19 protein-coding genes are annotated in these 25882 nt (G+C 72.5%); 10 read left to right on the plus strand and 9 right to left on the minus strand.

Annotation, left to right across the window (positions count from 1 at the left end):
- Positions 1-146: 146 nt before the first annotated feature.
- The 3 genes from ACVJO7_RS24765 to ACVJO7_RS24775 form a co-directional block, all read right to left on the minus strand.
- A complete protein-coding gene (locus ACVJO7_RS24765; protein WP_491674865.1) occupies positions 147-1136 on the minus strand; it encodes a PD-(D/E)XK motif protein in 990 nt (329 codons plus the stop codon).
- Complete coding sequence (locus ACVJO7_RS24770) at positions 1133-3730, minus strand: Z1 domain-containing protein (RefSeq protein ID WP_491674866.1); 2598 nt, start codon at positions 3728-3730, stop codon at positions 1133-1135. The genes ACVJO7_RS24765 and ACVJO7_RS24770 overlap by 4 nt, the downstream gene beginning before the upstream one ends.
- Positions 3731-4018: 288 nt before the next feature.
- Positions 4019-6730, minus strand: coding sequence for an ATP-binding protein (locus ACVJO7_RS24775; protein WP_491674962.1), 2712 nt, complete (start codon positions 6728-6730; stop codon positions 4019-4021).
- A gap of 380 nt (positions 6731-7110) precedes the next feature.
- Here ACVJO7_RS24775 and ACVJO7_RS24780 point away from each other — a divergent pair, with 380 nt between their 5' ends.
- The 3 genes from ACVJO7_RS24780 to ACVJO7_RS24790 all read left to right on the plus strand — a co-directional run bounded on the left by ACVJO7_RS24780 (position 7111) and on the right by ACVJO7_RS24790 (position 10767).
- Positions 7111-7407 carry a WhiB family transcriptional regulator gene (locus tag ACVJO7_RS24780; protein ID WP_491674867.1) on the plus strand — a complete coding sequence of 99 codons (297 nt, stop codon included), beginning with the start codon at positions 7111-7113 and terminating at the stop codon, positions 7405-7407.
- 33 nt (positions 7408-7440) lie between these two features.
- Positions 7441-8481 carry a MerR family transcriptional regulator gene (locus ACVJO7_RS24785; RefSeq protein ID WP_491674868.1) on the plus strand — a complete coding sequence of 347 codons (1041 nt, stop codon included), beginning with the start codon at positions 7441-7443 and terminating at the stop codon, positions 8479-8481.
- Between the two features lie 78 nt (positions 8482-8559).
- Positions 8560-10767, plus strand: coding sequence for an MmpS family transport accessory protein (locus ACVJO7_RS24790; RefSeq protein WP_491674869.1), 2208 nt, complete (start codon positions 8560-8562; stop codon positions 10765-10767).
- A gap of 22 nt (positions 10768-10789) precedes the next feature.
- On the opposite strand, the gene ACVJO7_RS24795 is transcribed toward ACVJO7_RS24790, so the two are convergent.
- Together ACVJO7_RS24795 and ACVJO7_RS24800 are read right to left on the minus strand one after the other, a co-directional pair.
- Complete coding sequence (locus ACVJO7_RS24795; protein ID WP_491674870.1) at positions 10790-13870, minus strand: DEAD/DEAH box helicase; 3081 nt, start codon at positions 13868-13870, stop codon at positions 10790-10792.
- 183 nt (positions 13871-14053) lie between these two features.
- Positions 14054-14830 (minus strand): IclR family transcriptional regulator domain-containing protein, encoded by a 777-nt coding sequence (locus tag ACVJO7_RS24800; RefSeq protein ID WP_491674871.1) that lies wholly within the window; start codon positions 14828-14830, stop codon positions 14054-14056.
- Positions 14831-14980: 150 nt separating this feature from the next.
- Between ACVJO7_RS24800 and ACVJO7_RS24805 the strand changes: the two genes are divergently transcribed.
- The 7 genes from ACVJO7_RS24805 (at position 14981) to pcaD (ending at position 20823) form a co-directional block, all read left to right on the plus strand.
- Positions 14981-15538, plus strand: coding sequence for a flavin reductase family protein (locus ACVJO7_RS24805; protein WP_491674872.1), 558 nt, complete (start codon positions 14981-14983; stop codon positions 15536-15538).
- A gap of 54 nt (positions 15539-15592) precedes the next feature.
- Positions 15593-17176, plus strand: a complete 1584-nt coding sequence (locus tag ACVJO7_RS24810; protein WP_491674873.1) for a 4-hydroxyphenylacetate 3-hydroxylase family protein — start codon at positions 15593-15595, stop codon at positions 17174-17176.
- A gap of 19 nt (positions 17177-17195) precedes the next feature.
- Entirely contained in the window at positions 17196-18050 is an 855-nt protein-coding gene (catA, locus tag ACVJO7_RS24815) for a catechol 1,2-dioxygenase (RefSeq protein ID WP_491674874.1), read from the plus strand.
- 85 nt (positions 18051-18135) lie between these two features.
- Entirely contained in the window at positions 18136-19257 is a 1122-nt protein-coding gene (locus ACVJO7_RS24820; protein WP_491674875.1) for a muconate/chloromuconate family cycloisomerase, read from the plus strand.
- 2 nt (positions 19258-19259) lie between these two features.
- Positions 19260-19547: a muconolactone Delta-isomerase gene (gene catC, locus ACVJO7_RS24825; protein ID WP_344025919.1), complete on the plus strand. Its 288-nt coding sequence runs from the start codon at positions 19260-19262 to the stop codon at positions 19545-19547.
- A complete protein-coding gene (locus ACVJO7_RS24830; protein WP_491674876.1) occupies positions 19544-20041 on the plus strand; it encodes a nuclear transport factor 2 family protein in 498 nt (165 codons plus the stop codon). Before catC ends, ACVJO7_RS24830 begins: the two co-directional genes overlap by 4 nt.
- Positions 20038-20823 (plus strand): 3-oxoadipate enol-lactonase, encoded by a 786-nt coding sequence (pcaD, locus tag ACVJO7_RS24835; protein WP_491674877.1) that lies wholly within the window; start codon positions 20038-20040, stop codon positions 20821-20823. Before ACVJO7_RS24830 ends, pcaD begins: the two co-directional genes overlap by 4 nt.
- 272 nt (positions 20824-21095) lie before the next feature.
- Here pcaD and ACVJO7_RS24840 read toward each other — a convergent pair whose 3' ends face one another.
- From ACVJO7_RS24840 to ACVJO7_RS24855, 4 genes are read right to left on the minus strand one after another with little or no spacing between them, the layout of a single operon-like run.
- Positions 21096-22211: a CaiB/BaiF CoA transferase family protein gene (locus tag ACVJO7_RS24840; RefSeq protein WP_491674878.1), complete on the minus strand. Its 1116-nt coding sequence runs from the start codon at positions 22209-22211 to the stop codon at positions 21096-21098.
- 1 nt (position 22212) lies between these two features.
- Positions 22213-23805, minus strand: a complete 1593-nt coding sequence (locus ACVJO7_RS24845; RefSeq protein WP_491674879.1) for an AMP-binding protein — start codon at positions 23803-23805, stop codon at positions 22213-22215.
- Positions 23802-24722 carry an enoyl-CoA hydratase gene (locus tag ACVJO7_RS24850; protein WP_491674880.1) on the minus strand — a complete coding sequence of 307 codons (921 nt, stop codon included), beginning with the start codon at positions 24720-24722 and terminating at the stop codon, positions 23802-23804. The genes ACVJO7_RS24845 and ACVJO7_RS24850 overlap by 4 nt, the downstream gene beginning before the upstream one ends.
- The gene (locus ACVJO7_RS24855; RefSeq protein ID WP_491674881.1) at positions 24719-25864 is read right to left on the minus strand and encodes an acyl-CoA dehydrogenase family protein; all 1146 of its coding nucleotides are present in this window, start codon (positions 25862-25864) and stop codon (positions 24719-24721) included. Before ACVJO7_RS24855 ends, ACVJO7_RS24850 begins: the two co-directional genes overlap by 4 nt.
- Between the last annotated feature and the right edge of the window lie 18 nt (positions 25865-25882).

Genomic DNA, 25882 nt, shown 5'->3' on the forward strand with positions numbered 1-25882 from the left:
GAGCCGAGCGTCCCACGAGTTCTGCGCCGTCTCCCGGACGAACACCGTCAGCGGGTCGACGGGCGGGCGGCCGAGCTGGTTGCGGATGCCCTCGGACGCGATGGCGCCCGTCGGCGGGAAGGGCTGGGACCACCAGCGCGGCGTGATCACGACTGCTCCAGGAGCGTCTCGACGGGATCGGCATCGGTGCGCGCTGCGACGGCCGGAGCGCTGTCGAGGTCCACGTCGTAGTCGACATGGTCGAGGCCGGCCAATTCCGCGTCTCCGGTCAGGCCCGCAGCGATGATGCGCGGGAAGCCCGGTCCGACCTCGAAGGTCCGCTGTTCGACCACCTCGTAGACCCGCCGCGAGTAGACCTCGCGCTCCATCTGGGCGTAGCCGGCCTGGAGCAGGGCAGCCAGGAAGGTGGCCTCGTCGTCGGTGATCTCCAGGATCTCGTCGACGAGCTCGGGCACGGACCTCCCGCGGTCGGTTCGGAGCCGGAACCAGGTCAGCAGGAGCCGTCCGCCGCCGCCGTCGAGCTGGCCGAGACCGTGAATCCTCGCGGTCCTGGACTCCGTCGAGGATGTGCTCTTGACCTCGAGCGCGGTCGAGCCGCGGTGGAAATCCTGCTTGCTCTTCGACGGCCCGGTCCAGAAGGCCACTGCTCCCGGGTCGCGGGCGACCATCGCGCGCAGGACGGTGAGCTCGCCGAACAGGCCTGCCAGCTCCTCGGGCCCCAGCGTATGCCGCGAGCCCGACAGCAGCGCCCGCCAGTCGGCCAAGGTCCGTCGCAACGCGGCCAAGGCCTTGTTCGGGGTGGCGGCGATCCGCTCGACCACCTCGACGCACAACGCGGTGAAAAGATCACGCAGTCTGTCGTCGGCCAGGGCGAGTGAGGCGTAGACGCGGTAGCTGGTGTCCTCCTCCAGAACCTGCCGCTGTAGCGTGACGGCGCGCCCGTCAACATCCTCCTGCAAGGTGTGTTTCCCGTCGATGGGGACGAGCAGGTGTCGCGCCCCGGTGTTGCGGACGCCGATCAGGACCGGGCCCTGCTCGGTGTCGATGCCGGTGGTCGCTGTCCGGAAGAGGCTGACCGCGGGCCGGGCCGCGGCCGCGGCCCAGAGCTCGTCGAGCCGGTTGCTGTCGGGTGTCACTCGTTGTCGTCCTGATCGAGGATCGAGAGGTCCTCTTCTTCCACGACGTTGATCTTCGACAGGTCTGCGCTCATGTATTCGACGTCGGAGTCCTTGTCCTTGGGGCGTGGGAACACCAGGGCCACGCCCATCACGACGTCGTCGGTCGGCGCGGCCAGCGGGGCGCGGCCCTTCTTGGCCGTCGGCTCTGACCACGGATCGATCGGGTACAGCAGCAGCAGGCCGTCGTTCGGTCGCTGCTGCCTCCGCTTCGCGTCGAGCTCGGACCGCTTGGGCTGGCTGCTCGCAATGTCGAGGTCGATCGCCTCGTCACGGCTACCCGAGAGGGTCTTGATGTCCGCGACGCCGTCGAAGTCGCGGTCCTCGTCGTAGGACAGCCGCGCGCGTCGGACCATCTGGACCTCGACATCGGAGCCGAGGTCGCAGCGCTTCGTTCCTGCCTCGGCCTGCGAGTTGCCGATGACGCCGACACTCCAGCGGCCGAGCGAGCCTGCCCGGACCCGCTTGCGGATGTACTCGGCGATACGACCGGAGTGCCCGTCCGAGGAGCGTTCGTGGAACGAGTAGGACGCGAGGAACTCGAGGACGTGCTCGTGCGGGACGTCGGTGAACAAGGCCGTCTGCTCTCGCGACGCATCTGCGGACCCGTCGCGTGCGGCGCGGTAGACCAGTGTCCGGGCTGCGGCGGCGTTCGCCTCCAGCCAGGGCAGGCCGTCGTCGGAGACGTCGAAGAACCGCGACTCGACGAGCTGGCCGCCGTATGCGGAGACGGCGCGGACGGCGGTGGTCATCTTGGCCTTGGCGGTGATGATCATCTTCGGGTGCGTTCGGAGGCGCACGGCGAAGTTCAGCGGCGTCACCCCGGGGTTCATGTACCGGTTGATGTCCAGCCGCATCTCGGCCTCGACCGTCGCCAGGTGGCTGAACCAGTCCATGAGCTCATCGGTCATCCAGATGCGGGGGAGGTCCGCGTAGTGAGAGCGGTAGCCGAACCAACGGCCCATCTGCAGCAACGTGTCGTAGGCGGACACGGCGCGCACGAAGAGGCTGGACACGAGGCCCTCGAGCGTGAGGCCGCGGCTCAGGGTGTTGCCACCGACAGCGATGGCGGTGACGGGGCCCGACTCGTAGTCGAGCCGGTCTGTGCTGCGGTAGTTGTCGATCACGACCTTCGTGGCCCTGACGACGTCGGGCAGCTGCACGAGGAGATCGTCGAAGGCGACGGTGGTCTCGCCGAAGTCAGCCGCGGGTACCCGCGCGGTCTCCCTCGTCCACGTCGTGCGAAGTCGTTCCAGGAGCTCGGGATCCCTGGTGGTGAGGCCCGTCAGCATCCGGTTCTTCAGCTCAAGCAGCGGGTCCTTGAACCGCTCGTGCACTGCCGTCTCGGTGGTGGTGTGGATCAGCATCGTCGAATGCTTGTTGCCGCCGCGACGCACCTTCCGGGCGGCCGTGGCCAACCAGAACCACTCCACGGAGCGTCGCAAGGAGTGCGTCACGCCGGGGTGGAAGTCCGCGGCATCCTTCTTCGTCCGGGGCTTGAGATCGTCGACCTCGTCGTCGGGGACGGTGCGGACCATGTCGTAACCGCCGGGCAGGTCGGCCGGGTCCTCCCCGGGAAGGAGCTCACGCCCGAAGAGGATCTCGGTGCCCTGGTAGTCGGTGGGTTGGGGCAGGTTGACGATGAAGTCGCGGGGATAGAAGTCGGTCGTGTCCGCGGGGTTGATCAGCAGGTTCGCGAACGGCGTGGCCGTGTAGCCGATGTAGCCGACCTTCGGGAACTTGCTCATCACCTGGAACAGCAGCGGATTGATCTTCGCCGTGGCGACAGTGGACTGATCGGCCTCATCGTCGATGATCAAGGTCGGTGTGCTGGCCAGATAGTCGCCGCCTTTGGCCAGCCAGTCGCGGAGCTTGCGGAGCACGGCGGCGTTCTTCTTGACCACCAGCAGCATGTGGTGGTCCTTGGTCGCGAAGAAGACCTGCGGGTTGCCGCCGGGCGGGGTGAAGTCCTGCAATTCGGTGGTGACCTCGTGCCAGAGGTCGGGGTTGGGATGCACGAGGTCGCCCGCCAGTCGGATCTGGGTCTGCCGTCGGAGCGTGTTGTGAATGCCGGACAGCACGATGAAGAGGCGGTAGCCGCGGTCCGCCGCCTTGGCCATGACCGCGGTGAAGCTCGTCGTCTTGCCGGACTGCACGAATCCGACGACGAGCCCACGGGTGCGGTACTCGTCCTGTTTCGGGTGGTCGAGCAAGGAGAGGATCTTGGTCGACGCCTCGTCGATCGATGCGATATTGTCTTCGCCGAAGTTCTTGGCCTGCAACGATTTCACGACGGCGGGCCAGTTTCGGTCCGATTCCTTGGGGCCCGTGTACCACGTGACCCGGCCGTCCCGCCAGACGGACGGCGGCTGGTCGAGGTTCCGAATACGGATGGTCTCGGCCTCGTGCTTCTCCCGCACGGCCTTGATCAGCGGGGGCGGGACCATCATGGTCCCGAGTTCCTTGACGGCATCCGCCGGTGAGCTCGTCTCGCAGTGTTTCAGGAAGACCTCGTAGGCCCGCTCGATCTGCTTCTCCGACAGCCCGTCAGCCACCCGGTTCCCCCTACTTGCACCGCTCAGATGTCCCGAAGGCTAATCAGCCGAAGTGAGCTGTGCGTTACCGGGTCACTCGTAGGGGTGACCGAATACCCCGCCGGCAAGAGCACCTGCGCGAGTGATCAGAGGTGTGCTGCCGCGACCGCATCGAGGGGGCAGCTCCTGGCGTCCCGGCATGCGAGTGACTGATCGAGCTGGTGAGCGGGGCCGGGACCGCCTCGGGTCGGGCCTCCGCGAGGCGGACACGTACGACGCCGGCCACCACCTGACGACGCCGTCCGCGGCTCAGGGCAGCTGCAGCTCCCTGAGCTGCCGGCGGGAGGTGATCCCCAGCTTGCGGTAGATGCTGCGCAGGTGGGCCTCGATCGTGCGCGGGCTGAGGAACAGCTGGGTGGCGACCTCCCGGGAGGTCGCCCCGGTGGCCACCAGCCTGGCGACGTGCAGCTCGTGCGCGGTGAGCGCGTCAGTCGGGCGGGCGGCGGTGCGGTTGCGCGGGCGCTCACCGGTGGCGCGCAGCTCGCGGGCGGCGCGGGCGGCGAACGCCCCGGCGCCCATGTCCGACAGCAGCCCGTGGGCGGTGCGGAGCTGGTCGCGGGCCTCGCGGCGGCGGCCCTCGCGGCGCAGCCACTCGCCGTAGACGAGATGGGTGCGGGCGAGGTAGACGACCAGCCGGCACCGCCCGAGGTGGTCGATCGCCTCCCGGTAGTGCTCCTCGACGTCCGGCCCGGTGCCGGTCAGCGCCCGTGATCGCGCCGCCAGCCCGAGTGCCCAGTCGGTGCCGGTGGCACGGGCGCGGGCGGCGAGCTCCTCCAGTGCGACGGCGGCGCGTTCCGGCCGTCCGGCGCGGGTAGCCGCCTCGACGAGCTCGGGCAGGGCGAGGCTGATGTGCGGTGGTTCGAGGGACGCGCAGGCCCGTTCCTCGGCGTCCAGCGCCGCCGCGTAGTCGCCCAGCCCGTTGTTGAGCACCCCGAGGGCGTGCTCGGCCAGCGAGACCTCCGCGCTGTTCCCGCGGGAGGTCGCCTCCCGCACGGCGACGGCGTGCAGCTCGACGGTCTCGGCCGGGTCCCCGCGCCAGGCGGCCATGACGAGCCGGCCGAAGTGCAGCGACACGCCCCCGGTCACCTGCCGGATCGCCGTCTCCTCGGCGACCAGCTCGGCGGCCCGGCCCGGCTCGCCGGCGAGCACCGACATCGACGACAGGTACAGCAGCGCGGCCGGGAGCGAGGCCAGCGCGCCGGACTCGCGGGCGAGCCGGACGTTGCGCCGGGCCAGCACCCAGAGCAGCTCGTCGTCGAGGATGGTCAGCGCGGCCCGGCTCGCCAGCCACAGCCAGCGGCGGGCCTCCCGGCAGGCCGCCGGCTCCGCCGGGTCGTCGTCGGCGCAGAATGCCTCCAGCGCCTGCCGGAGCACCGGCACCCCGGCCGCGTATCCGTCGGTGTGCGTCGTGACCAGCGCGTCGAGCAGCAGATCGGCGGGTTCGGGCGGGCCGGCCGGCGGCGGCGCGGCCCGGGCGGCCTCGGCCACCTCGGCCATGCCGCGGCCGTCGCCGAGGCCGCCGGTGATGATGGCCGCGTCGAACGCGTGCAGGTAGGTCTCGCGGGACAGTGCGGCGTCGAGCGGGCAGAGCTTCTTGGCCGCGTCCAGCAGCATCCCCGGCACCTCGGCGCCGCGGGTCAGGTGGAAAGCGATCTGGGCGCGTAGCAGCTCCAGGCGGGCGCCGCCGAGTGCGTCCAGCGGGCCGGCCGCGGCGACGGTCAGCAGCTCGGAGGCGATCCGGGAGGCCCCGGACTCGTAGGTGGCCTGCGCCGCCCCCAGCGCCCGGCCGGCTCGGCGGCCGGGATCCGGGGTCAGGTCCGCCGCATTCTTGAGGAACGCGGCCGAGGCGGCCAGCCCGCCGCGGGCCCGTGCCCGGTCCGCCGAACGTTCCAGCTCGGCGGCGACCTCCTCGTCGGTGCCCAGCACGGCCTGCGCCCGATGCCAGGCGCGCCGGTCCGGATCGAGCTGCGGATCGGTGGCGGCGGCCAGCGCGCCGTGCGCGCGGCGCTGCTCCGGCCGCGTCGCCGCCCGGTAGACCGCCGACCGCACCAGCGGATGACGGAACCGCACCCGGGCGTCGATCTCGAGCAGCCCGGCGGCCTCCGCCGCGGCTGCCGCGTCACGGGCGATGCCCAGCTGCTGCGCGGCGCGCCACAGCAGGTCCGCGTCGCCGGTCGGTTCGGCCGCGGCGACCAGCAGCAGCGTCTGGGTGTCGGCGGGCAGGCTGGCCGAACGCCGCCGGAAGCTGTCCTCGACGCGGTGCGGGACGCCGAGCGCGTCCGGCAGCTGGAAGCCGCCGGCCAGCTGCACCGGCTGCACCCCGCGGGGCAGCTCCAGCAGGGCCAGCGGGTTGCCGCGCGCCTCGGCGACGATCCGGTCGCGGACCCCGCCGTCCAGCGGCGCGCGGACCGCGGTGGCGAGCAGGGCCCGCGCGTCGGCCTCGCCCAGGCCGGCCAGGCGCAGCTCGGGCAGCCCGCCGAACGCCGGGACCTCCCGGTCGGTGGGATCGCGCAGGCCGAACACCAGCGCCACCCGCTCCGCCTCCACCCGCCGCGCGACGAACGCCAGCACCTCGGCGGACGCCTGGTCGAGCCAGTGCGCGTCGTCCACCAGGCACAGCAGCGGCCCGTCCTCGGCGACCTCGGCGAGCAGGTTGAGGGTGGCCAGCCCGACCAGGAACCGGTCGGGCGCGGCGCCGCTGTGCGTCCCGAACGCCACCCCCAGGGCGGCCTGCTGCGGCTCGGGCAGCGCGCTCACGCGGTCGAGCAGCGGCACGCAGAGCTGGTGCAGCCCGGCGAACGCGAACTGCGACTCCGACTCCACCCCGGCCGAGCTCTCCACCCGGAACCCGGACGGGTCCGCGACGCCGCGGGCGTGCTCCAGCAGCGCCGTCTTCCCGATACCGGCTTCACCGCGCAGCACGAGGGCGCCGCTGTGCCCGGCGTGTGCCTGCGCGAGCAGGTGCTCGACGGCCGCGCGCTCCGCGCGCCGGCCCAGGAGATCACTCAGCTCTGCTCCCGGATCATTCCGTTCGCCCCCGAATAGGCGAGTTTCACCGATGCGAAGCCGTTCCGCCAGCCCCGTTGTGGTGGCAGCGAGATGGACCATTCGGACACCGCGGTCACTGTCGGAGACCACGGGCGACCAGTGTGGACGGGGCGCCGGACAGCGCGGACATCCGGTGCCGACCTGGGACAACGGCGTCCCCGGCGGGTGCGCGGGCGACCTGGTCCGATGCCGGACCGGGCTGTCGCCGGCGGTCCGCCCGGTCCGGACGGGCCGGGCGGGATCAGGGACCTTTACCGACGCGACGACGCCGTCCGGGCGGCCACGCTGACCGCATGCCAGCAGCACAGGCCGATCCGGCCCTCGTCGTCCGTCGTGATGGTGCCGGTCCGGCCACGTCGTCCGAGCCGTTCCGGTCGTGGCGCCGGAAGGCGTCGTGCCGCGCCATGGGGTGCGAGGTGTTCTTCCCGCCGGAGGACGAACCGGGACGCGAGCGGGCGGCCAAGGCCATCTGTGCCGGGTGCCCGGTGCGCCCGCCGTGCGCCGTGCACGCCCTGGTGAACCGCGAGGCGCACGGGGTGTGGGGCGGGCTCTCGCCCGCCGACCGCGAACGGCTGAGCAGCCACCTCTGATCGGTGCCGGACCGCTACACGGAAGGAACGATCGTGGCCTGGAGTACACGTGAGCTCGCCGAACTCGCCGGCACCACGGCGCGGGCGGTGCGCCACTACCACGACGTCGGGCTGCTGCCGGAGCCGGAACGCCGCGGCAACGGCTACAAGGAGTACGGCGTCACCCACCTCGTGCGGACGCTGCGGATCAAACGGCTGGCCGATCTCGGGTTCAGCCTGACCCAGATCGCCGAGCTGGGCGACGCCGACCAGCATCCCCGCGAGGCGCTCCGCGCGCTGGACGCCCAGCTCACCCGGACCTTGGAACGGTTGCACCGGGCACGCGGCGAGGTCCGCCAGATCCTGCAGCTGTGCGCGCCCACCGACCTGCCGCCCGCGCTGGCGGCGCGGATCGCCGACGCCGATCTGTCCGCGGCCGACCGGTCCCTGGTGGTGGTGATGAGCCGGGTGCTCGATCCGGCCGTCGTCGTCGCCCTGGCCGACACGCTGCAGAAGCTCCCCGGCAGCCCGGCGACGTCGGGCTTCGACGGGCTGCCCGCCGACGCCGAGGAGGCGATCCGGCAGGAGATCGCCGACCGCCTGCTCTCCCGGATCAGGAGGGTGCTGGCGCTGGTCCCCGGGCTGTGGAGCGCCGTCACGGGACCGACCGCGGCCGCCCGTGCGGTCCGGGAGGCCGTGCTCGACCTCTACAACCCGGCCCAGCTCGATGTCCTGTGCCGGATCGGGCGCCGGCTGCGGGCCGGGCCGGAACCGGCGCGGCGGGCCCTCGGGGTGGCTGCGCTCGACGACGGCGCGGCGGCCGGCGCGAACCGGCTCGGTGAACCCTGGGCCCGGTGGGGCCGCGGGATCGCCGGGACCGAACCGGGCGGACGGCGCAGCACCGCCGGGACCCGGTCGCGGGGGTCGCCGGCGGATCGGCCCGATAGTGCAACGGCGCCGGGCCGGGGGAGGAGGGGCAGGAGCGGGTCGCACGGCACCGCATCCGGATTCGGCTGCGCGCGTGGGCCCGGACGGGACGGCCGGTGTTCCCCGGCGCGTCCGAACGGGTCGGCGGGCGGGGCCGAACGATGCTGACGACCGGCCCTGCGACCGCGTTCCGTAACGGGCGCGCGGCCGAATCGTTGAATCGGCACGGCAACCGAGGGGGGCGTCGTGCCAGGACCGAGATGGGACCCGGACGAGGGCCGCTGGCTGCTCGACGACGAGCGGGCTCCGGCGCCACGACGCGGCCGACGCCGGTCGACCGAGGTCATCGACCCGCCGGACGATGGAGCCGGGCCGCCGGCCGGGCATCTCTCGCCCGACGAGCTCGCCGCCGGGGTCGTCTTCGCGCCGGACCGGGGGGCCGCCGCCGGGCCTGCGCCGCTGCGCGACCGCCGACCGGAGCCGGTCGGCGAGGCGCCCGCACCACCGAAGTTGATCACTGAGCGTCACGGTTCCGGGCCGATGGACGAGGCCAGGGACGATGACGGCCCACGGCGCGGGCGGCGCCGCGCCCCGGAGCCGTCCGACGCGACCCCGCCCCACCCGCGGTTGCCGCACCGTCCGGGGACGCGCGGCCGGCGCGCGGCCGACGTGGTGCCGCCGGGGGACGACCGCCCGGCGGGCGCCCACCGCGGCGGGGGCCGCCGCGCCGAGGACCCGACCCCGCCCACCGCCGAGGTCCCCGTCCGCGGGCGGCACGGCGGCTCCGGCCAGGACCCGCTCGACCGGGTGGTCCATCCGGCCGATCGGCGCGGCCGGGCCGGCCGCGGGGAGGACGGCGACGCGCCGGTGCCGCGGGAGGCCCACGGGTACCCCGCTCATCGGGCCCCCGGGCGTGCGCGGACCGGGTCGGCCCGCTTCGAGTCCGGCGATGCGGTGGACGCCGGCCGGGGCCTGCCCGGCCGGCGCGCCGGGCGCCGGGGTGGGCCGGGCGAACGTGGCCACGACACCGCCGCCGGTCGCGGCTACGGTCCGGTCGGGCCCGGTGGCGGGCCGGTCGGGCCCGGTGGCGGCTCCGCTGCTTCCGGCGACGGTCCGGTCGAGCGTGGCCATGACCTGGCTGAGCGCGGTCACGGGCCGGCCGAGCACGGCTACGGGCCGGCCGAGCGCGGCTACGACCTCACCGGGCGTGGATCCGGTCGGGCCGGCTCCGATGACCGCTGGGCCGAGCCCGGGTACAACCCGGCCGGTCCCGGCGGCCACGACCCGGCCGAACGTGGCTTCGGTCCGGCCGGCCCCGCTGCGCCCGCTTATCCGCCGGCCGGTCCTGATGACGGCTGGGCCGAGCCCGGCGACGGCTGGGACGACGACCTTCCGGCCGACACCGGTGACGGCTGGGCGGGCGGTGGTGACGGCGCCCCCGGTATCAACTCGCCGGGCGCCGTTCACGACGCCGACGGCTACGGCTGGGCCGACCCGGACTACGAGCCCGCCGGCTTCGGTGGCTCCGCCGGTCCCGCCGGGTTCGGTGGCCTCGGTGGCGGACCGGCCCACGCCGGCCCGGCCGGACCCGCATCCGGGGCTCCCGGCCACGACCCCGATCGCGACCCGGGCGATCCGGTCCGGCCCCCGTCCGGCTACGGCGCGCCTGCCCACCGGCGCGACGCGTACGACCCCGGGCCCGCCACCGACAGCACCGACGCCACCACCGGTATCGCCGCCGGCACCGCCACCGGCGCCGCCGCCGGCACCGCCGCCACCACCCGTACTACCGCCGGCACCGACGCCGCCGACCTCGCTGAGGCCGCCGACGCCGTCGACACGAGGGTCCATGCCTCCGTGCGCGCCCGGACCGCGGCATCCGACGGCACCGGAGGAGAACCGCGGACCCGCGGTACCCGGCGCCGGCCGGCCCGGGACGGCGGCGATGACGACGCCCCGGCGGGCCGCCGGCGATGGCCGTGGTTGGCCGCCGCCGCAGCGGTCGCGGCCACGGTACCGATCGGGTTCGCCGTCCTCGGCGGCTCGGACGACAAGCCCCGGACCGCGCCGACCGAGGAGACGGTCGCGTCCGGGACACCGAGCGGCGAGCAGGAAGCCGGCGGAGGGGAACCCGGCGGCGGGGATCCCGGCGTCGAACCGGCCGTCGACGCCGTCACCGAACCCGCGGCGACCGAGGTGATTTTCGAGGTGAACGGATCGGGATCGGCGGTCACGATCACCGTCGGCCGGGGGACGGCGGTCTCCCAGGTCTCCGGCGCGGAGCTGCCGTGGGAGCGGACCTTGCCCGCCGAGCCAGGACCCACCGACTACTCGGTGAGCGCTGCCGGCGGGTCCGGTGAGATTTCCTGCCGGATCCTCGTCGATGGTGCGGTCATCTCCGAGGAGTCGGCGGAGGGTGATTTCTCGGCGGTGTCGTGCAGCGGGAACCGCTGACGGCGGAGTGTGCGGATCCGGCTCACGACGCGACGACGCTCGCCGCCCGGAACGTCTCACCGGGCATCGCCCGGTGCAGCCGCCAGGTGATCGCGATCGGCTTGCTGCCCTGGTGGGACACGTACTCGCAGGCGCCGAGACAGAGGAACGGTGCACCCTCGCCGATGTCGTCGGACGGTGCGTCGCGGACGAACAGGACGACGTGGCTGCCCTGCGCCCGGTGTCCCAGGTAGCGGCGCCCGGTCCCGCTCTGTCGTGACGTCGCGTTCTGCGACTCCCAGTGGAACAGCTCCGGGGTCACGGCGAAGTCCCGGTACATGGTGGTGGGGGAGAAGTCGCGCTCGCTCTTGTGCAGGTTGACCAGCAGCGCGTCCACCCGGGGTTCGTCCGCCCACACGACGCCGCTCGCGTGACCGGCCGCCTTGCGGCGCATCGAGGCCCAGTCGAGCCCGGCCAGGATCTCCTCGCGCCGGTAGTGGGCGTGGCTGCGCAGCGGGACGTGCTGCAGACCCTCGCCGAGCGGGCGCGGCAGGTGCCGTGCCCGGTCGAGGGTGTACGCCGTCAGCTCGCCGATCTCCGCGCACACCGCCGGATGCCGGCGCAGGTGGTCGAGTCCGTCCTGGTAGTCGTCGAACCCGCCGCGGTCGGGCCACAGCTGGAAGAACAACATCCTGGCCAGCCGTCGGTCCCGGTCGGTCAGCTCGGCGTAGGCGGGTCCGTCCGGGTCGGCGATCCGGGTGTAGACCTCGGCCCGCTCCGGATCGTCGATGTGGGTGAGGGTCGCGAGCCGGCGCAGCAGGGTGGTCTCGTCCGGACCGGGGGCCGGGACGGTGAACCCGGCGTCGCGGCGCAGCGCGGCCCACGAACCCTTGCCGCGGTACACGTCGGACAGCTCGCCGCCGGACTCGCGCAGGTAGCGGCCCAGCGCGGTCTCGCCGTGCGCGCGGACGTCGGCGACCAGCGCGCGCCGGGGGAGCCGGACCCGGCTGCGGACGTTGTCGAGCACGATCTCGCGGGCGACCGCGTCGAGCACCATCGCCGAACCGGACGGCAGGAACGGGAAGCCCTCCTCGACGTCCCGCACGACGCCGGACCGGCTGCTCCCGGTCAGCGCCCGGTAGCGGAGGTCGAAACGGAACTCGCGGCGGTGCTGGCCGATGAAGTCGAGCACGGTCAGCACGGCCTTGCCCGGGGCCCGGCGCAGACCGCGGCCGAGCTGCTGCAGGAACACGGTCGCGCTCTGGGTGGGGCGCAGCAGCAGGGCCGTGTCGACGCTCGGGACGTCGAGGCCCTCGTTGAACACGTCGACGGCGAACAGGCAGCTGAGCTCCCCGTCCCGCAGCCGGCGGAGCGCGCTGTCCCGGTCGTCCGCGGCGGTCCGCCCGGTGACGGCCGCGCTGGGGATCCCGGCCGCGGTGAACACCTGGGCCATGTACTCGGCGTGCGCGACCGAGACGCAGAACCCGAGCGCGCGCATCGCGGTCACGTCGGCGACCTTCGCCCGGGTCTCCCGGATGATCTTGGCGGCCCGGGCGTCGTTGCCGGTGTAGATGCCGTCCAGCGACGTCACGTCGTAGCTGCCGCGCTTCCACTCGACGCCGCGCAGGTCGACGTCGTCGGCGATGCCGAAGTAGTGGAACGGCACCAGCAGGTCGGCGGCCAGCGCGTCCCACAGGCGCAGTTCGGCGGCGCTGCGGCCGTCGAAGAAGCGGTCCCGGACGTCGACGCCGTCGGACCGCTCCGGGGTCGCGGTGAGGCCGAGCAGCTCCGCGGGACGCAGGTGGTCGAGCAGTGCCCGGTAGGTCCGTGCCCGGGCGTGGTGGAACTCGTCGACGACGACGACGTCGAACCGGTCCGGCGGGATGTTGTGCACGCCGTACGCGGCCAGCGACTGGATGCTCGCGAACACGTGGTTCCAGCGCTGCGGCCGGGCCCCGCCGACGAACACCTCGCCGAACGCGCCGTCGGCCAGCACCGCCCGGTAGGTGCGCCGGGACTGCTCCAGGATCTCGGTGCGGTGCGCGACGAACAGCAGCCGGGGATGCCGCTCGCGCAGCCGCCGGTAGTCCAGCGCGGCGACGACGGTCTTGCCGGTCCCGGTCGCCGCGACGACGAGATTGCGGTGCCGATCGTGCACCGTCCGCTCGGCGTCGAGCGCCTCGAGGATCTGCTCCTGGTGCGGATAGGATCGCACCTCCAGGCCGGTCAGCGGGGTGCTGTCGGTGCGGTCCCGGCCCAGCGCGTCGGCGAGCCGGTGGGAGTCGGCGGGGATCGCCGGGTCGTAGGAGACGAAGTCCGCCGCGGACCAGTAGCTGTCGAACGTGGAGGTGAACTTACGGATCAGGTCCGGCGTGGCGACCGAGGACAACCGCACGTTCCACTCCAGGCCGTCGACCAGCGCCGACCGGGACAGGTTCGAGCTGCCGACGAACGCGGTGTCGAAACCGGTGTTCCGGCGGAACAGCCACGCCTTGGCGTGCAGCCGGGTGGTCGCGCTCGCGTAGCTGATCTTGAGCTGGGCGCCGTGCCGCCGGACGAGCTCGTCGACCGCGCGCTGCTCGGTCGCGCCCATGTACGTCGTCGTGATGACCCGGAACGGGACGCCCCGCTCGTGCAGCAGATCCAGCTCGCGCTCCAGCAGCCGGATGCCGTGCCAGCGGATGAACGCGCACAGCAGATCCACCCGGTCGACGCTGGACAGCTCCGACTGCAGTGCGGTGTGCAGCGTCGGCTCCCCGGCGGCGTTGGTGAACAACGCGGCCTCGGACAGCGGGGTGATCGGGGCCCGGACCTCCCAGTGCCCGACCGCCACCTCCCTGGTGAGCGCGATCAGCTGCTCGAGGTCCTCGTGGACGGTGTCCTCCGGCGCCCGTTCGGCGAGCTCGACCAGGCGGTTGACCAGCGCGACGCGCTGCTCCGGGGACCGGTCGGCGAGCGCCCGCTCGACCGCCGCGGCGACGTGCCGGGCCAGCACGCGGGGCTGCTCGGCGCTCCCGACCGGCGCCCAGCGGGGGTCGAGACCGGACCCGGAGGCATCGAGCGCCGCGTCCAGAGCCGTGGTGCGCAGGCTCTCGTGGGCTCCGGCGCGCAGGGGTTCGGTCACGGTCGTCCCGTCGGTCGTCGTTCACGATCACCGACCAGGATGCCGCCCGGGACCGACAATTCGGGCCTGCCGCAGCGCGTCGCCGGCGGGCCGGCGTGTCGTGGGGCCGTACGGGAGCGCCGGGCTGCGGGATCGTCGGACGAAATGTGCGCCCGATCCCAGGACCATCGGCGAGGCGGGGGATCAGGCGCCCAGCTCGGCGCTGATCTCCTTCGCGATCCGCGTCAGTACCGGCACGACATGTCGTTCGATGTGCTCCGGGCTCGTGCGGCCGGTCGAGCTGGACGACGACAGCGCTGCGACGACCTGGCCGGTGTGGTCCCGGATCGGCGCGGACACCGCGATGAGCCCGCGCTCGCGTTCCTCGGAGACGAGTGACCAGCCCTGCTCGCGCACCCGAGCGAGCTCCGCGCGGAACCGGCCGTGGTCGGTGATCGTGTGCGGGGTCAGCGGCGCCAGGCCCGGCTCGACGAGGTAGCGCTCGACGAAGTCGGACGGTGCTGCCGCGAGCAGCACCCGGCCCATGGAGGTCGCGTGTGCCGGTACCCGGGTCCCGGCGGTCGCGCTCACGTTCAGGACCCGCTTCGCGGGCACCCGGGCCAGGTAGACCACCTCGTCACCGTCCAGTGCGGACAGCGAGGCCGACTCCTGGGTCTCCTCGACCAGGCGGCTCATGTGCCGTTCGGACACCGCCACCACCGTGCTCGACGTGACGTAGTGCTGGCCGATGGTCAGCACCCGGGGCGTGAGCCGCCAGTGGCTGCCGGTCGTCGGCTCCACGTAACCGAGGTGCCGCAGGGTCAGCAGGATCCGGCGCACGGCCGGCCGGGACAGCCCGGTCGCGTGCGCGATCTCCATCAGGCTCGGAGTCCGGTGCTCGTCGTCGAAGGCCAGCAACACGGCGAAACCGCGTTCGATGCTCTGGATCCGGTCCCTGGGCCCGGCGTCGGCGTCGTCCACCTGCGCATCCTCCCGCATCGGCGCCTCGCCTCGATGTGCGGCACGGCGGGCGCCCGCGTCGAGGGTTGACGGATCGCCCGGAACCCGGCACTCTGCTCGATGTACGCACAGCGTGCAACATGCACGCAGAGCGTACATGGAGGTGAGTCAATGTCGATCGATCCTGCCGAGCTGCGCCGGTGCCTGGGACACTTCACCACCGGAGTCACGATCATCAGCTGTCACGCCCCCGACGGTGCCGCGCACGGGGCGACGGTCAACGCGTTCACGGCGGTGTCCCTCGATCCACCGCTGGTACTGGTGTCCCTGGACCGTCGCTCCCGGCTGTGCGGGGTGATCGAGTCGCGGCCGTTCACGGTCAACGTCCTCGAGTCCGCGCAGAAGGAACTCGCGCTGCATTTCGCCGGCCGCCCGAACCAGGAGGTTCGCTGGGCCGCGGACAGCGGCTGCGGTGCGCCGCGGCTCGCCGGGACCCTCGCGCACATCTCCTGCACGCCGTGGCGGGCCTACGACGGCGGCGACCACGTCCTCTACCTGGGCGAGGTCCAGCAGTTCCACATCCATGGGGGACGGCCGCTGCTGTTCCACTCCGGGCAGTTCCATCACCTGGGTGGTGACCACGACCCGTTGCTCTGGGACGACTCGGCCGACGGGCCGGACGGGGGAGTCTCGTTCCTCGCGGCCCGGCCCACGGCGGGCCGGTCCTGATCGCCCACCCGGCCCGACCGTTCATCCACCTTCACACAGACGACGGAGTCGACGATGACCCTGCAGCAGGACCACACCGCGGTACCGACCGGCACGAACGGCAGGAACGGCGCGGTCACCCGGCCGCTGACCGGTGACGAGTACATCGAGAGCCTGCGCGATGGCCGCGAGATCTACCTCCACGGCGAGAAGGTCGACGACGTCACCACCCACCCCGCGTTCCGCAACGCGGTCCGGATGACGGCCCGCCTCTACGACTCGTTGCACGATCCGGACAAGCGGGACGTGCTCACGGTCCCGACCGACACCGGCAGCGGCGGCGTCACACATCCTTACTTCCGGGCGCCGCGTTCGATCGAGGACATGCGGAAGGACCAGGCGGCGATCGCCGAGTGGGCCCGGATGACCTACGGCTTCATGGGGCGCAGCCCCGACTACAAGGCTGCGTTCCTCGGCACCCTCGGTGCCAACCCCGACTTCTGGGCACCGCACTCGGACAACGCCCAGCGTTGGTATCGCGAGTCTCAGGAGAAGGTCCTCTACTGGAACCACGCGATCGTCAACCCGCCGGTGGACCGGCATCGCGACCCGGACGACGTCTCCGACGTGTTCATGCACGTCGAGGAGGAGACCGACAACGGCCTGATCGTCTCCGGTGCCAAGGTCGTGGCCACCGGGTCGGCGATCACCCACTTCAACTTCCTTGCCCACTACGGCCTGCCGATCAAGAAGCGGGAGTACGCCCTGGTCTGCACCGTCCCGATGGGCGCGCCCGGCATGAAGCTGATCTGCCGCTCGTCGTACTCGCACACGGCAGCGGTGACGGGGAGCCCGTTCGATCACCCGCTGTCGAGCCGGCTGGACGAGAACGACACGATCTTCGTCCTCGACCGGGTCCTCATCCCGTGGGAGAACGTCTTCGTCTACGGCGACACGGAGAAGGCGTCGAGCTTCGTCCCCGCATCGGGCTTCCTGCACCGCTTCACCTTCCAGGGCGTCACCCGGCTGGCGGTGAAGCTCGACTTCATCGCGGGTCTGTTGATGAAGGGTCTCGAGGTCACCGGCACCCAGGACTTCCGCGGCATCCAGACCCGGGTCGGCGAGGTCATCGCGTGGCGCAACCTGTTCTGGGGCCTCTCGGACGGGATGATCGGCAACCCCGAGGAGTGGATCGACGGGACCCTGCTGCCCAGGCACGAGTACGGGATGGCCTACCGCTGGTTCATGACCGTCGGCTACCCGCGGGTCCGCGAGATCATCATGCAGGACCTGGGGTCCTCGCTGATCTACCTGCCCAGCCACGCCGCCGACTTCGCCTCCGCCCAGGTGCGGCCCTACCTGGACAAGTACGTGCGAGGGTCGAACGGCTACGACGCCGTCGACCGGGTCAAGCTGATGAAGCTGATCTGGGACTCGATCGGCTCGGAGTTCGGTGGCCGCCACGAGCTCTACGAACGCAACTACGCCGGCAACCACGAGGGCGTCCGCGCCGAGATGCTGATGGACGCCCAGATGTCCGGCGCAGCGGACGCGATGAAGGGCTTCGCCGACCAGTGTCTGGCCGAGTACGACCTCCAGGGCTGGACAGTCCCGGACCTGATCGGCAACGACGACGTGTCGATCTTCAGTCACCGCTGACAGCGGAGAGGAACCCACCATGACCACCACACAGTCCTCACCCACCGCCGCCGGCTCCGGCAGCTCGGCCACCGAGGCGTTCCGGGCCGGACGGGCCGCGACGCCCGGTGCGCCTGCGGTCCCGCCCGAGCGGGTCTCCGCTGTCGTGTCGTCCCTGCTCGCGGGGATCCACCGGACGATCCGCACGGAGTCGGTGACCTACGACGAGTTCCAGGCAGCCAAGCAGTACCTGATCGACGTCGGGGAGGGCGGCGAGTGGCCGCTGCTGCTCGACGTCTTCGTCGAGCACGTCGTCGAGGAGGTGGCCGCCGCCGACCAGGACGGGACCAAGGGTTCCATCCTCGGCCCGTACTACCTGCCCGGCCAGGCCCGGTCGACCTCACCGGCGACGCTCCCGCAGCGCGCGGACGAGCAGGGCACCAAGCTGGTGTTCAGCGGGCAGGTCCGCGGCATCGATGGCGAACCGCTACCGGGCGCCGAGATCGACATCTGGCAGGCCGACGACCAGGGCTACTACTCCGGCTTCGCCCCGCACCTGCCCGACGGGAACCTGCGCGGTGTCGTCGTGGCCGACGGACAGGGCCGTTTCGAGATCCACACCGTCGAGCCGGCGCCGTACCAGATCCCGACCGACGGCCCCACCGGCACGCTGATCGAAGCTGCGGGCTGGCACCCCTGGCGGCCCGCGCACCTGCACCTGCTCGTCCGCGCTCCCGGGTACCGGACCGTCACCACCCAGCTCTACTTCCGCGGCGGCGAGTGGCTTGACAGCGACGTCGCCTCGGCGACCAAGCCCGAGCTGGTCCTCGACCCGGTCGACACCGGCGACGGGACCTGCACCGTCGAGTACGACTTCACGCTGGAACCGGCGTGACGGACCGGTACCGGGGACGGTCGACGTCCGGTCCCGGTACCGGCCCGGCTGCTGTGCCCGCCGTCGGTGAGAACGGAGAAGGTCCATGAGCGACATGCGGATCGACCAGGTCGAGACCGTGATCGTCGACATCCCGTTGCGTCGTGCCCATCGGTTCGCCCGGGCCGGCATGAACGCCCAGCCGGTGCTCTACGTGTTCGTCCGGACCGCCGGCGGCGTGACGGGCGTGGGGGAGGGCGTCGTCCCGGGCGGCCCGTGGTGGGGCGGTGAGTCCGTCGAGACCATGCAGCTGATCGTCGAGCGCTACCTCGGCCCGGTCCTGCTCGGTCGCGGGGTCGACGAGATCCCGATGATCCTGCGTGACATCGCGGACGTCGTGGCGGCGAACCTGTTCGCGAAGACGGCCGTCGAGGTGGCCCTGCACGACGCCTGGGCCCGGCACCTCGGCGTCCCGGTACACGTGCTGCTCGGTGGTGCCGCCCGCACCGCGGTGCCCGTCACCTGGGCGCTGGGGACCGAACCCGCTGACGCAGTCGTCGAGGAGGCCCTGGTCAAGCTCGACTCCGGGTTGCACAGCTCGTTCAAGCTCAAGATGGGCAAGCAGGACCCCGCCGACGACGTCACCCGGATCGTGAAGGTCGCCGAGAAGCTGGCCGGGGTGGCCGGCGTCCGGGTGGACATCAACGCCCGGTGGGATCGGCTGACCGCGCTGTCCCACCTGCCCGGACTGGCCGCGGCCGGCGTCGAGATGGTCGAGCAACCGCTCCCCGGCCACGACGTCGAGGGGATGGCGGCCGTCGCCGCCGCCCTGCCGATCCCGGTCATGGCCGACGAGAGCCTGCGCACCTCGGCCGACGCGATCCGGCTGGCGACGGCCGGTGCGGCCGGCATCTTCGCGGTCAAGACCACCAAGTCCGGCGGACTGCGGGCCGGGCGTGCGATCGCCGAGGTCGCGGCCGCGGCCGGGATCCCCTGCTACGCGGCGACCTCGATCGAGAGTCCGGTCGGTACGGCGGCGTCGCTGCACGCCGCCTGTGCGAGCCCCGCCACGCCCTGGGGAAGTGAGCTGTTCGGCCCGCTGCTGATGGCCGAGGAGATGCTCGTCGAACCCCTCGTCTACGACGCGGACGGACTGCACCTGCCCGACGGCCCCGGACTCGGTGTCGAGCTCGATCCCGCCAGGGTCCGCGCGTTCCGGAGGAAGTGACCATGCTGTTCCACGTCCGGATGGATGTCGCCATCCCGCACGACCTCGATCCCGAACTGCGTACCGAGATCGTCACGAAGGAGAAGGCCCGCGCGCTGGAGCTGCAGCGCTCCGGGGTGTGGCCGCACCTGTGGCGGGTGGTCGGTGAGTACTCGAACATCAGCATCTTCGACGTCGGGTCGGGCGACGAGCTGCACGACCTGCTGTCGTCGCTGCCGCTGTTCCCGTACATGACGATCAAGGTCACCCCGCTGGCCACCCATCCCTCCGACCTGCAGGTGCAGCGGTGACCGCGGCGGAGCTGGAGCAGCGGGTCGTCCGGTTGGAGGCGCTCGAGGCGATCCGGGATCTGGACGCCCGGTACTGCCGGGCTCTCGACGACGGTGACTGGGCGACCCTGGTCTCGCTGTTCACCGTCGACGGTGAGTTCGTCGGGCTGTCCCGCGCCCAGGGCCATGATCGGCTCCGCGCCTTTTTCGCGGGGCTCGCCGACTCCGGACTCACCGCGTTCTGGCACCACGTGACCAACCTCGAGATCGAACTCGAGGGCCCGGACGTCGCCCGGGCGCGGTCGTTCCTCTGGCAACCGTGCGTTCAGGACGGCGTTCCGCACATCGCGGCCGGTCGCTACACCGACCGGCTTCGCCGTGACGGTGGCGTCTGGCGTTACCTGAGCAAGCAGGTCTCGTTCGACTACTTCGTCCCGATCACCGACGGCTGGGACCACGGCCGGTTCACCGTCGCCGCGGCCGCCGCCACCTACCCGGGGAGACAGTTCGCATGACCACCGGCATCGCGCTGCACCACCGGATCGACGGCCCGTACGACGCGCCCGTACTGGTGCTCGGCCCGTCGCTGGGCACCGACCTGCACCTGTTCGACGCCCAGGTCGCCGCTTTCGTCGACCGGTTCCGGATCGTCCGTTACGACCTGCCCGGCCACGGCGGGAGCGCCGCCCCGGACGGCCCGCGCACGATGGCCGATCTCGCGGACGCCGTCGTCGCCCTGCTGGACCGGCTCGGCATCGAGCGCGCTCACCATGTCGGTGTGTCCATCGGCGGTGCGATCGCACTGCAACTCGCCCTCGACCACCCCGGCCGGGCAACGGGCCTCACCGTGATCGCGTCGGCGGCCCGTTTCGCCGATCCGGACAGCTGGCCGCAGCGGGCCGCCACGGTCCGGAAGGAGGGGACCGAGGCCATGCTCGGCAGCCGCCCCGGTACCTGGTTCGTGCACTCGTTCGCCGGCACCGACGAGGCGGAACGGCTGCTGGGAATGCTGCGCGCGACCGGTGACGAGGGCTACGCCGCCTGCTGCGAGGCCATCGCCGGCTTCGACGTGCGAGGGCGGCTCCCCGGGATCGGCGTCCCCGTTCTCGCCGTCGCCGGAGCCGAGGACCCGGCGACTCCGCCGGAGATGGTCCGGGTGATCGCCGACGGCGTCCGGGACGGGCGTTTCGAGATCGTCGACGGCGCCGCGCACCTGCTCAACGTGGAGAAACCCGAGCAGCTCAATGCCCTGCTCGGCGCGCAGCTCGCGACGTCCGGGGCGCGGCGCGCGGGGTGAGCCGGCCCGGTCCGTGGCGCCGAAACCCTCGGGAACCGGCCGCCAGCGCAACCGCGTTCCGCAGCGCCGAGGCGATGGCCAGGTCCTCCCACGCCATCCGGCCGATGGCGACACCCGCCGCCCGTCACGACGGACCGGCGGATCCCCGGCCGGTACGGCATGCAGCGGGTTGACGTCGGCGAGCGCCCGGAGACCGGCGCGTCGCGGATGTCGGCCTCCTCCCGCAGCGTGGCGGCCTGCGGTCCGGTGCCGAACAGCGTCAGGGTTGTGGCTCAGCCGGGCGAACCGGTGTCGTCCCACCCGGCGAGGATCGCGTCGATACCGGCCATCGCGGCGGGGCCCGGCTGCGGATCTGTCTCGGTGCGGGAGAACCGCGGCGCCGGCGCCGCCTGCGGCCCGGCCGCGGAGTCGACGACGGTCCGGCGTGCGGCCATGTGCGGATCGGCCGTGACCTCGGCGAAGCTCAGCACCGGCGTGACGCAGGCGTCGGTGCCGGTGAAGGTGGCCGTCCACTCGTCACGGGTCCGGGAGCGGAAGACCTCGGCGATCGTGGCCCTGGTCTCCGGCCAGGACCGGGCGTCGAGCTGCGGACCGAGCCCGGCGGGGTCGATGCCGAGGCCGTGCAGGAGCTGCGCGTAGAACCGGGCCTCGATCGCCCCGACGGCGACGAACCGTCCGTCGGCACAGGTGTAGGTGTCGTAGAAGGGTGCGCCACCGTCGATGAGGTTGCCGCCGGGGACGTCGTTCCACAGCCCCTGGCCGCGCATCGCCCACACCGTCTGCAGCAGCAGGCTGGTGCCGTCGACCATTGCGGCGTCGACGACCTGGCCCCGGCCGGAGGTACCGGCCTCGACGAGTGCGGCGAGGACCCCGGTGACCAGCAGCATCGAGCCGCCGCCGAAGTCGCCGACCAGACTCAGCGGTGGCACCGGCCGTTCACCGCCGCCGCGGCCGATGGCGTGTAGTGCACCGGTCAGCGCGATGTAGTTGATATCGTGCCCGGCCTGCCGGGCCAGCGGCCCGTCCTGTCCCCAGCCGGTCATCCGGCCGTACACCAGTCTCGGGTTGGTTGCCCGGCAGTCCTCCGGCCCCACCCCGAGCCGCTCGGCGACCCCTGGGCGGTAGCCCTCGACGAGCACGTCCGCCCGCGCGCAGAGCGCGAGTACCGCGTCGCGTCCGGCGGTGCTCTTCAGATCTACGGTGACCCTGCTGCGGCCCCGCAGGACCGGATCGATGTCCGGGTCGAGGAACGGCCGGTCATCCGGCGCCTCGACCCGGACCACGTCGGCACCCAGATCGGCCAGCACCATCGCGGCGTGCGGGCCGGGACCGATGCCTGCGAGCTCGACGACCCGGGTCCCGGCGAGCGGGCCGCGGCGGTCGCCCACGTCAGCCGCCCTGCCGGAGCAGGAAGCGTTGGATCTTGCCGCTCGGGGTCTTCGGCAGCCCGTCGACGACGTGCACGGCTCGCGGGTAGGCGTGCCTGGCGTACCGGTCCTTGACCAGCTGCTGCAGCTCGCGCTCGAGATCGGGTGTGGCCTCGGCGCCCGGTGCGAGCACGACGTGGGCCTCCAGCACCTCGCCGCGCAGCTCGTCCGGCCGCCCGACGGCCGCGGCCTCGGCCACCGCTGGGTGCCCGAGCAGGACGGTCTCCACCTCGAAGGGCCCGATCCGGTAGCCGGCCATGATGATCACGTCGTCGTCCCGCGCCGAGAACCGGAAGAAGCCGTCCTCGTCCTGGGTGGCGGTGTCGCCGGTCAGGTACCAGCGACCGTCGTCGCTGAACCGGGACGTCCCGGACGCCCGGGCGTAGCCACCGAAGGTGGCCAGCGGGCTGTTCGCCGTGTCCACCGCGACCTGGCCGACCGTTCCGGCCGGTGCGGGGGTGGTGCCGTCGTCGGCGAGCACGGCGGCGCTCCAGCCGGGGAGCGGCCGGCCCATCGACCCCGCGCGGATCGGCTCGCGCACGGTGTCCGCCCAGCCGTTGCCGATGATCATGCCCTGCTCGGTCTGACCGTAGTGGTCCCGCACGGTCACGCCGAGCACCGACCCGGTCCAGGCCGGGATGTCCGGGGTGAGGGGCTCGCCGGCTGACGACAGACACCGCAGCGCGAGACCGGACGGGACCGGATGGTCGGCCCCCTTGAGACTGCGGTAGACCGTCGGTGCGGCGGCGAAGTTGGTGACCTCGAACCGTTCGAGGACGCCCCAGGTGGTCACCGGGTCGAAGGCGGCGTGCAGCAGGAGGCTGCGGCGCCGTGCGGCGAGCGGGCCGAGCACCGCGTAGAACAGGCCGTAGGCCCAGCCGGGGTCGGCGGCGTTCCAGTAGACGTCGTCGTCACGCAGGTCGAGCCCGAACTCCAGGTAGCCCAGGACGGCGGCGAGCGCCCGCACCGGGACCTGCACGGCCTTGGGGGCGCCCGTGGTGCCGGAGGTGAACAGCTCGATCAGCACACCGTCCGGCCCGAGGGCTGCGGGCGGGGCTCCGGCGCCGTCGTGCCGGGCCAGGAGCTCGTGGAAGTCGTCGTGGCCGTGCCCGCCGGCCCCGGCGACGACCACCCGCGTGCCCGGCAATCCGTCGAGCTTGCCGCACTGGTCGGCGTCGGCGACGACGACCTTCGCCCCGCTGGAACCGACCCGCAGCTCGATGGCCTGCGGTGCGAATGCGGTGAACAGCGGGACGTGGATCGCGCCGCGACGCCAGATCCCCAGGAGGGCCACGACGAGCTCGGCGGAGCGGCCCATCAGTACCGCGACTGCGTCGCCGGGTCCGACGCCCAGCCCGGCCAGGCCTGCCGCGAACCTCGTGGACTCCGCCCGCAGCTCACCGTAGGTGATGTCCCGTGAGCTCAGGTCGGGCTCGATGACGGTGAACGCCACGGAGTCTGCGGGATGGCTGTCACAGAGCAGATCGGCCGCGGACGAGCCGGGGCGGGTGAAACGGTGGACGAGTTCGTCCACGCGGGTGCGCGGGTCGGTCATCGGCTGTCGCCCTCCGGGCTCTCGGGAATCGGGTCGGGGGTGCCGCCAGGCGTGGCGCGCGGGACGGCACGGGTCGTCGACGCACGGATCACGGCGGCCCCGGCAGGGTCGACGAGCCCGTCGTGGAGCACCCGGTTGTGGGTGTGGGCGAGGTGGTGCAGCCCGAACGCCGCCTCGATCGCGGAGCGCTGCCCCTGCAGGTCCAGGCCCTGGTTGATCGCGCGCTTGGCCAGCCGGATCCCGAACGGCGGCCGCTGCGCGATCCGTGCCGCGAGGTCGAGCGTCGCCGCTTCGAGCTCGTCGGGCCGGACGACCTCGTTCACCATGCCGATCGTCTGCGCCTCGCTGGCAGTGATCGCCTCGCCGGTGAACAGGAGCTGCTTCGCTCGGCGCGCACCGAGCTCCCACAGGTGGGTGAAGTACTCGGCGCCGTTGACGTCGAAGGCGCCGACCGGATCGGCGAAGGTCGCGTCGTCGGCGGCCACCACCAGGTCGCACGGCCAGACGAGCATCAGGCCACCTGCGACGACCCGGCCCCGTACCTGGGCGATCACCGGCCGGGGGAGGTCCCGCCAGCGCAGGCAGAGCCCGGTGAACAGCTCCTCCTCGGTCGCGAACCAGCCCTCGGCGCCCGGTGCGGTGAACCCGCCGGTGAGCGTCCGGGGCGACACCTCGGTCATGTCCCAGGTCTCGGTCAGGTCGTGCCCGGAGGAGAAGTCCGGGCCGTCCGCGGCCAGGACGATCACCCGGGTGTCCGGGTCGCCGACCGCGCGGGCGTAGGCGTCGTCGAGTGCGTGCAGCATCTCGCGGTTCTGGGCGTTGCGGGTGTTCGGCCGGGCCAGCACGATCCGCACGACGTGCGGGAGCGGTCGCTCGTACCGGATCGGCCCGCCGGTCTCGGGTCGCGCCGCGGTCACAGCCGGTACGCCCTCGCGATGATCTCCCGCTGCATCTCGCTGGTCCCCGCGAAGACGGTCGAGACGATGTTGCGCCGCAGGTGCTGTTCCATGTCGTACTCGGTGGTGTAGCCCGCCCCGCCCATCATCTGCATCCCTTCGATGCTGATCCGCTTCGCGGTCTCGGTGACCTTGAGCTTCGCCATGGACGCCTCCCGGGACAGCGCTCCGCCCGGATTCTCGTCGACCTTGCGGGCCACGTCGTAGACGAGCAGCGAGCAGCACTCGAGCTCGGTGGCGAGATCGGCGATGCGGTGCTTGATCGTCTGGAAGGACCCGATCGGACGGCCGAACTGTTCCCGGGTGCCGACGTAGTCCAGCGCGTCGTCGAAGGCCGCTCCGGCATTGCCGAGGAAGATCGCGGCGCACAGCACCCGCTCGAAGTTCAGCCCGGCCATGAGCTGCCGCCAGGCTCCGCCCTCGGTTCCGACCAGGGCGTCGGCCGGGACCACGGCGTCGGTGAAGTACAGGTCGTTGACTTCGCGGCCGCCCAGCGTCTCGATCGGACGGATCGACAGGCCGGGCGTGTCCGTGGGGACCAGCAGCATGGATATGCCCTCGTGCTTGTCGCCCGCGGGTTCGGTGCGACAGACCAGCAGGATCTTCTCTGCGTAGTGCGCGCAGGAGATCCACGTCTTCTGGCCGTTGATCCGGTATCCGCCCTCGACCGGCTCGGCACGGCAGGTCAGCGAGCCGACGTCGGACCCCGAGTCGGGCTCGCTCATCGCCACCGAGAACACGTCGCCGCGGCAGAAGCCACCGACGATCTCCGCGCGCTGGGCATCGGTGCCGAACTCCTGCACCGTCCGGGCGACGATCATGGAAATCCCCAGCCCGAACACCGGGACCTTGCCGTGGGCGAGTTCCTCCAGCAGGTGGCACGCGTCGGTGACGCCGCCTCCCGCGCCGCCCCATTCGGGATCCATGGCGACGCCGCTCCAGCCCAGCTCGGCGAGTGCGCGGTTGACGGCCTGGTTGTGGGCCTCGGTGCCGCCGTTGGTCAGTGCGGCCCGCTGCTCGCGCGTCCCGCACTCGCGCCGGGCGAAGGTCCGGACGGCCTCGATGAAGTGCCTGCGGTCCTCGACAGCGGGTCTGGTGGTCACGGTGTACTCCTCACGCCT

This window comes from Pseudonocardia sp. DxW, from assembly GCF_058448985.1.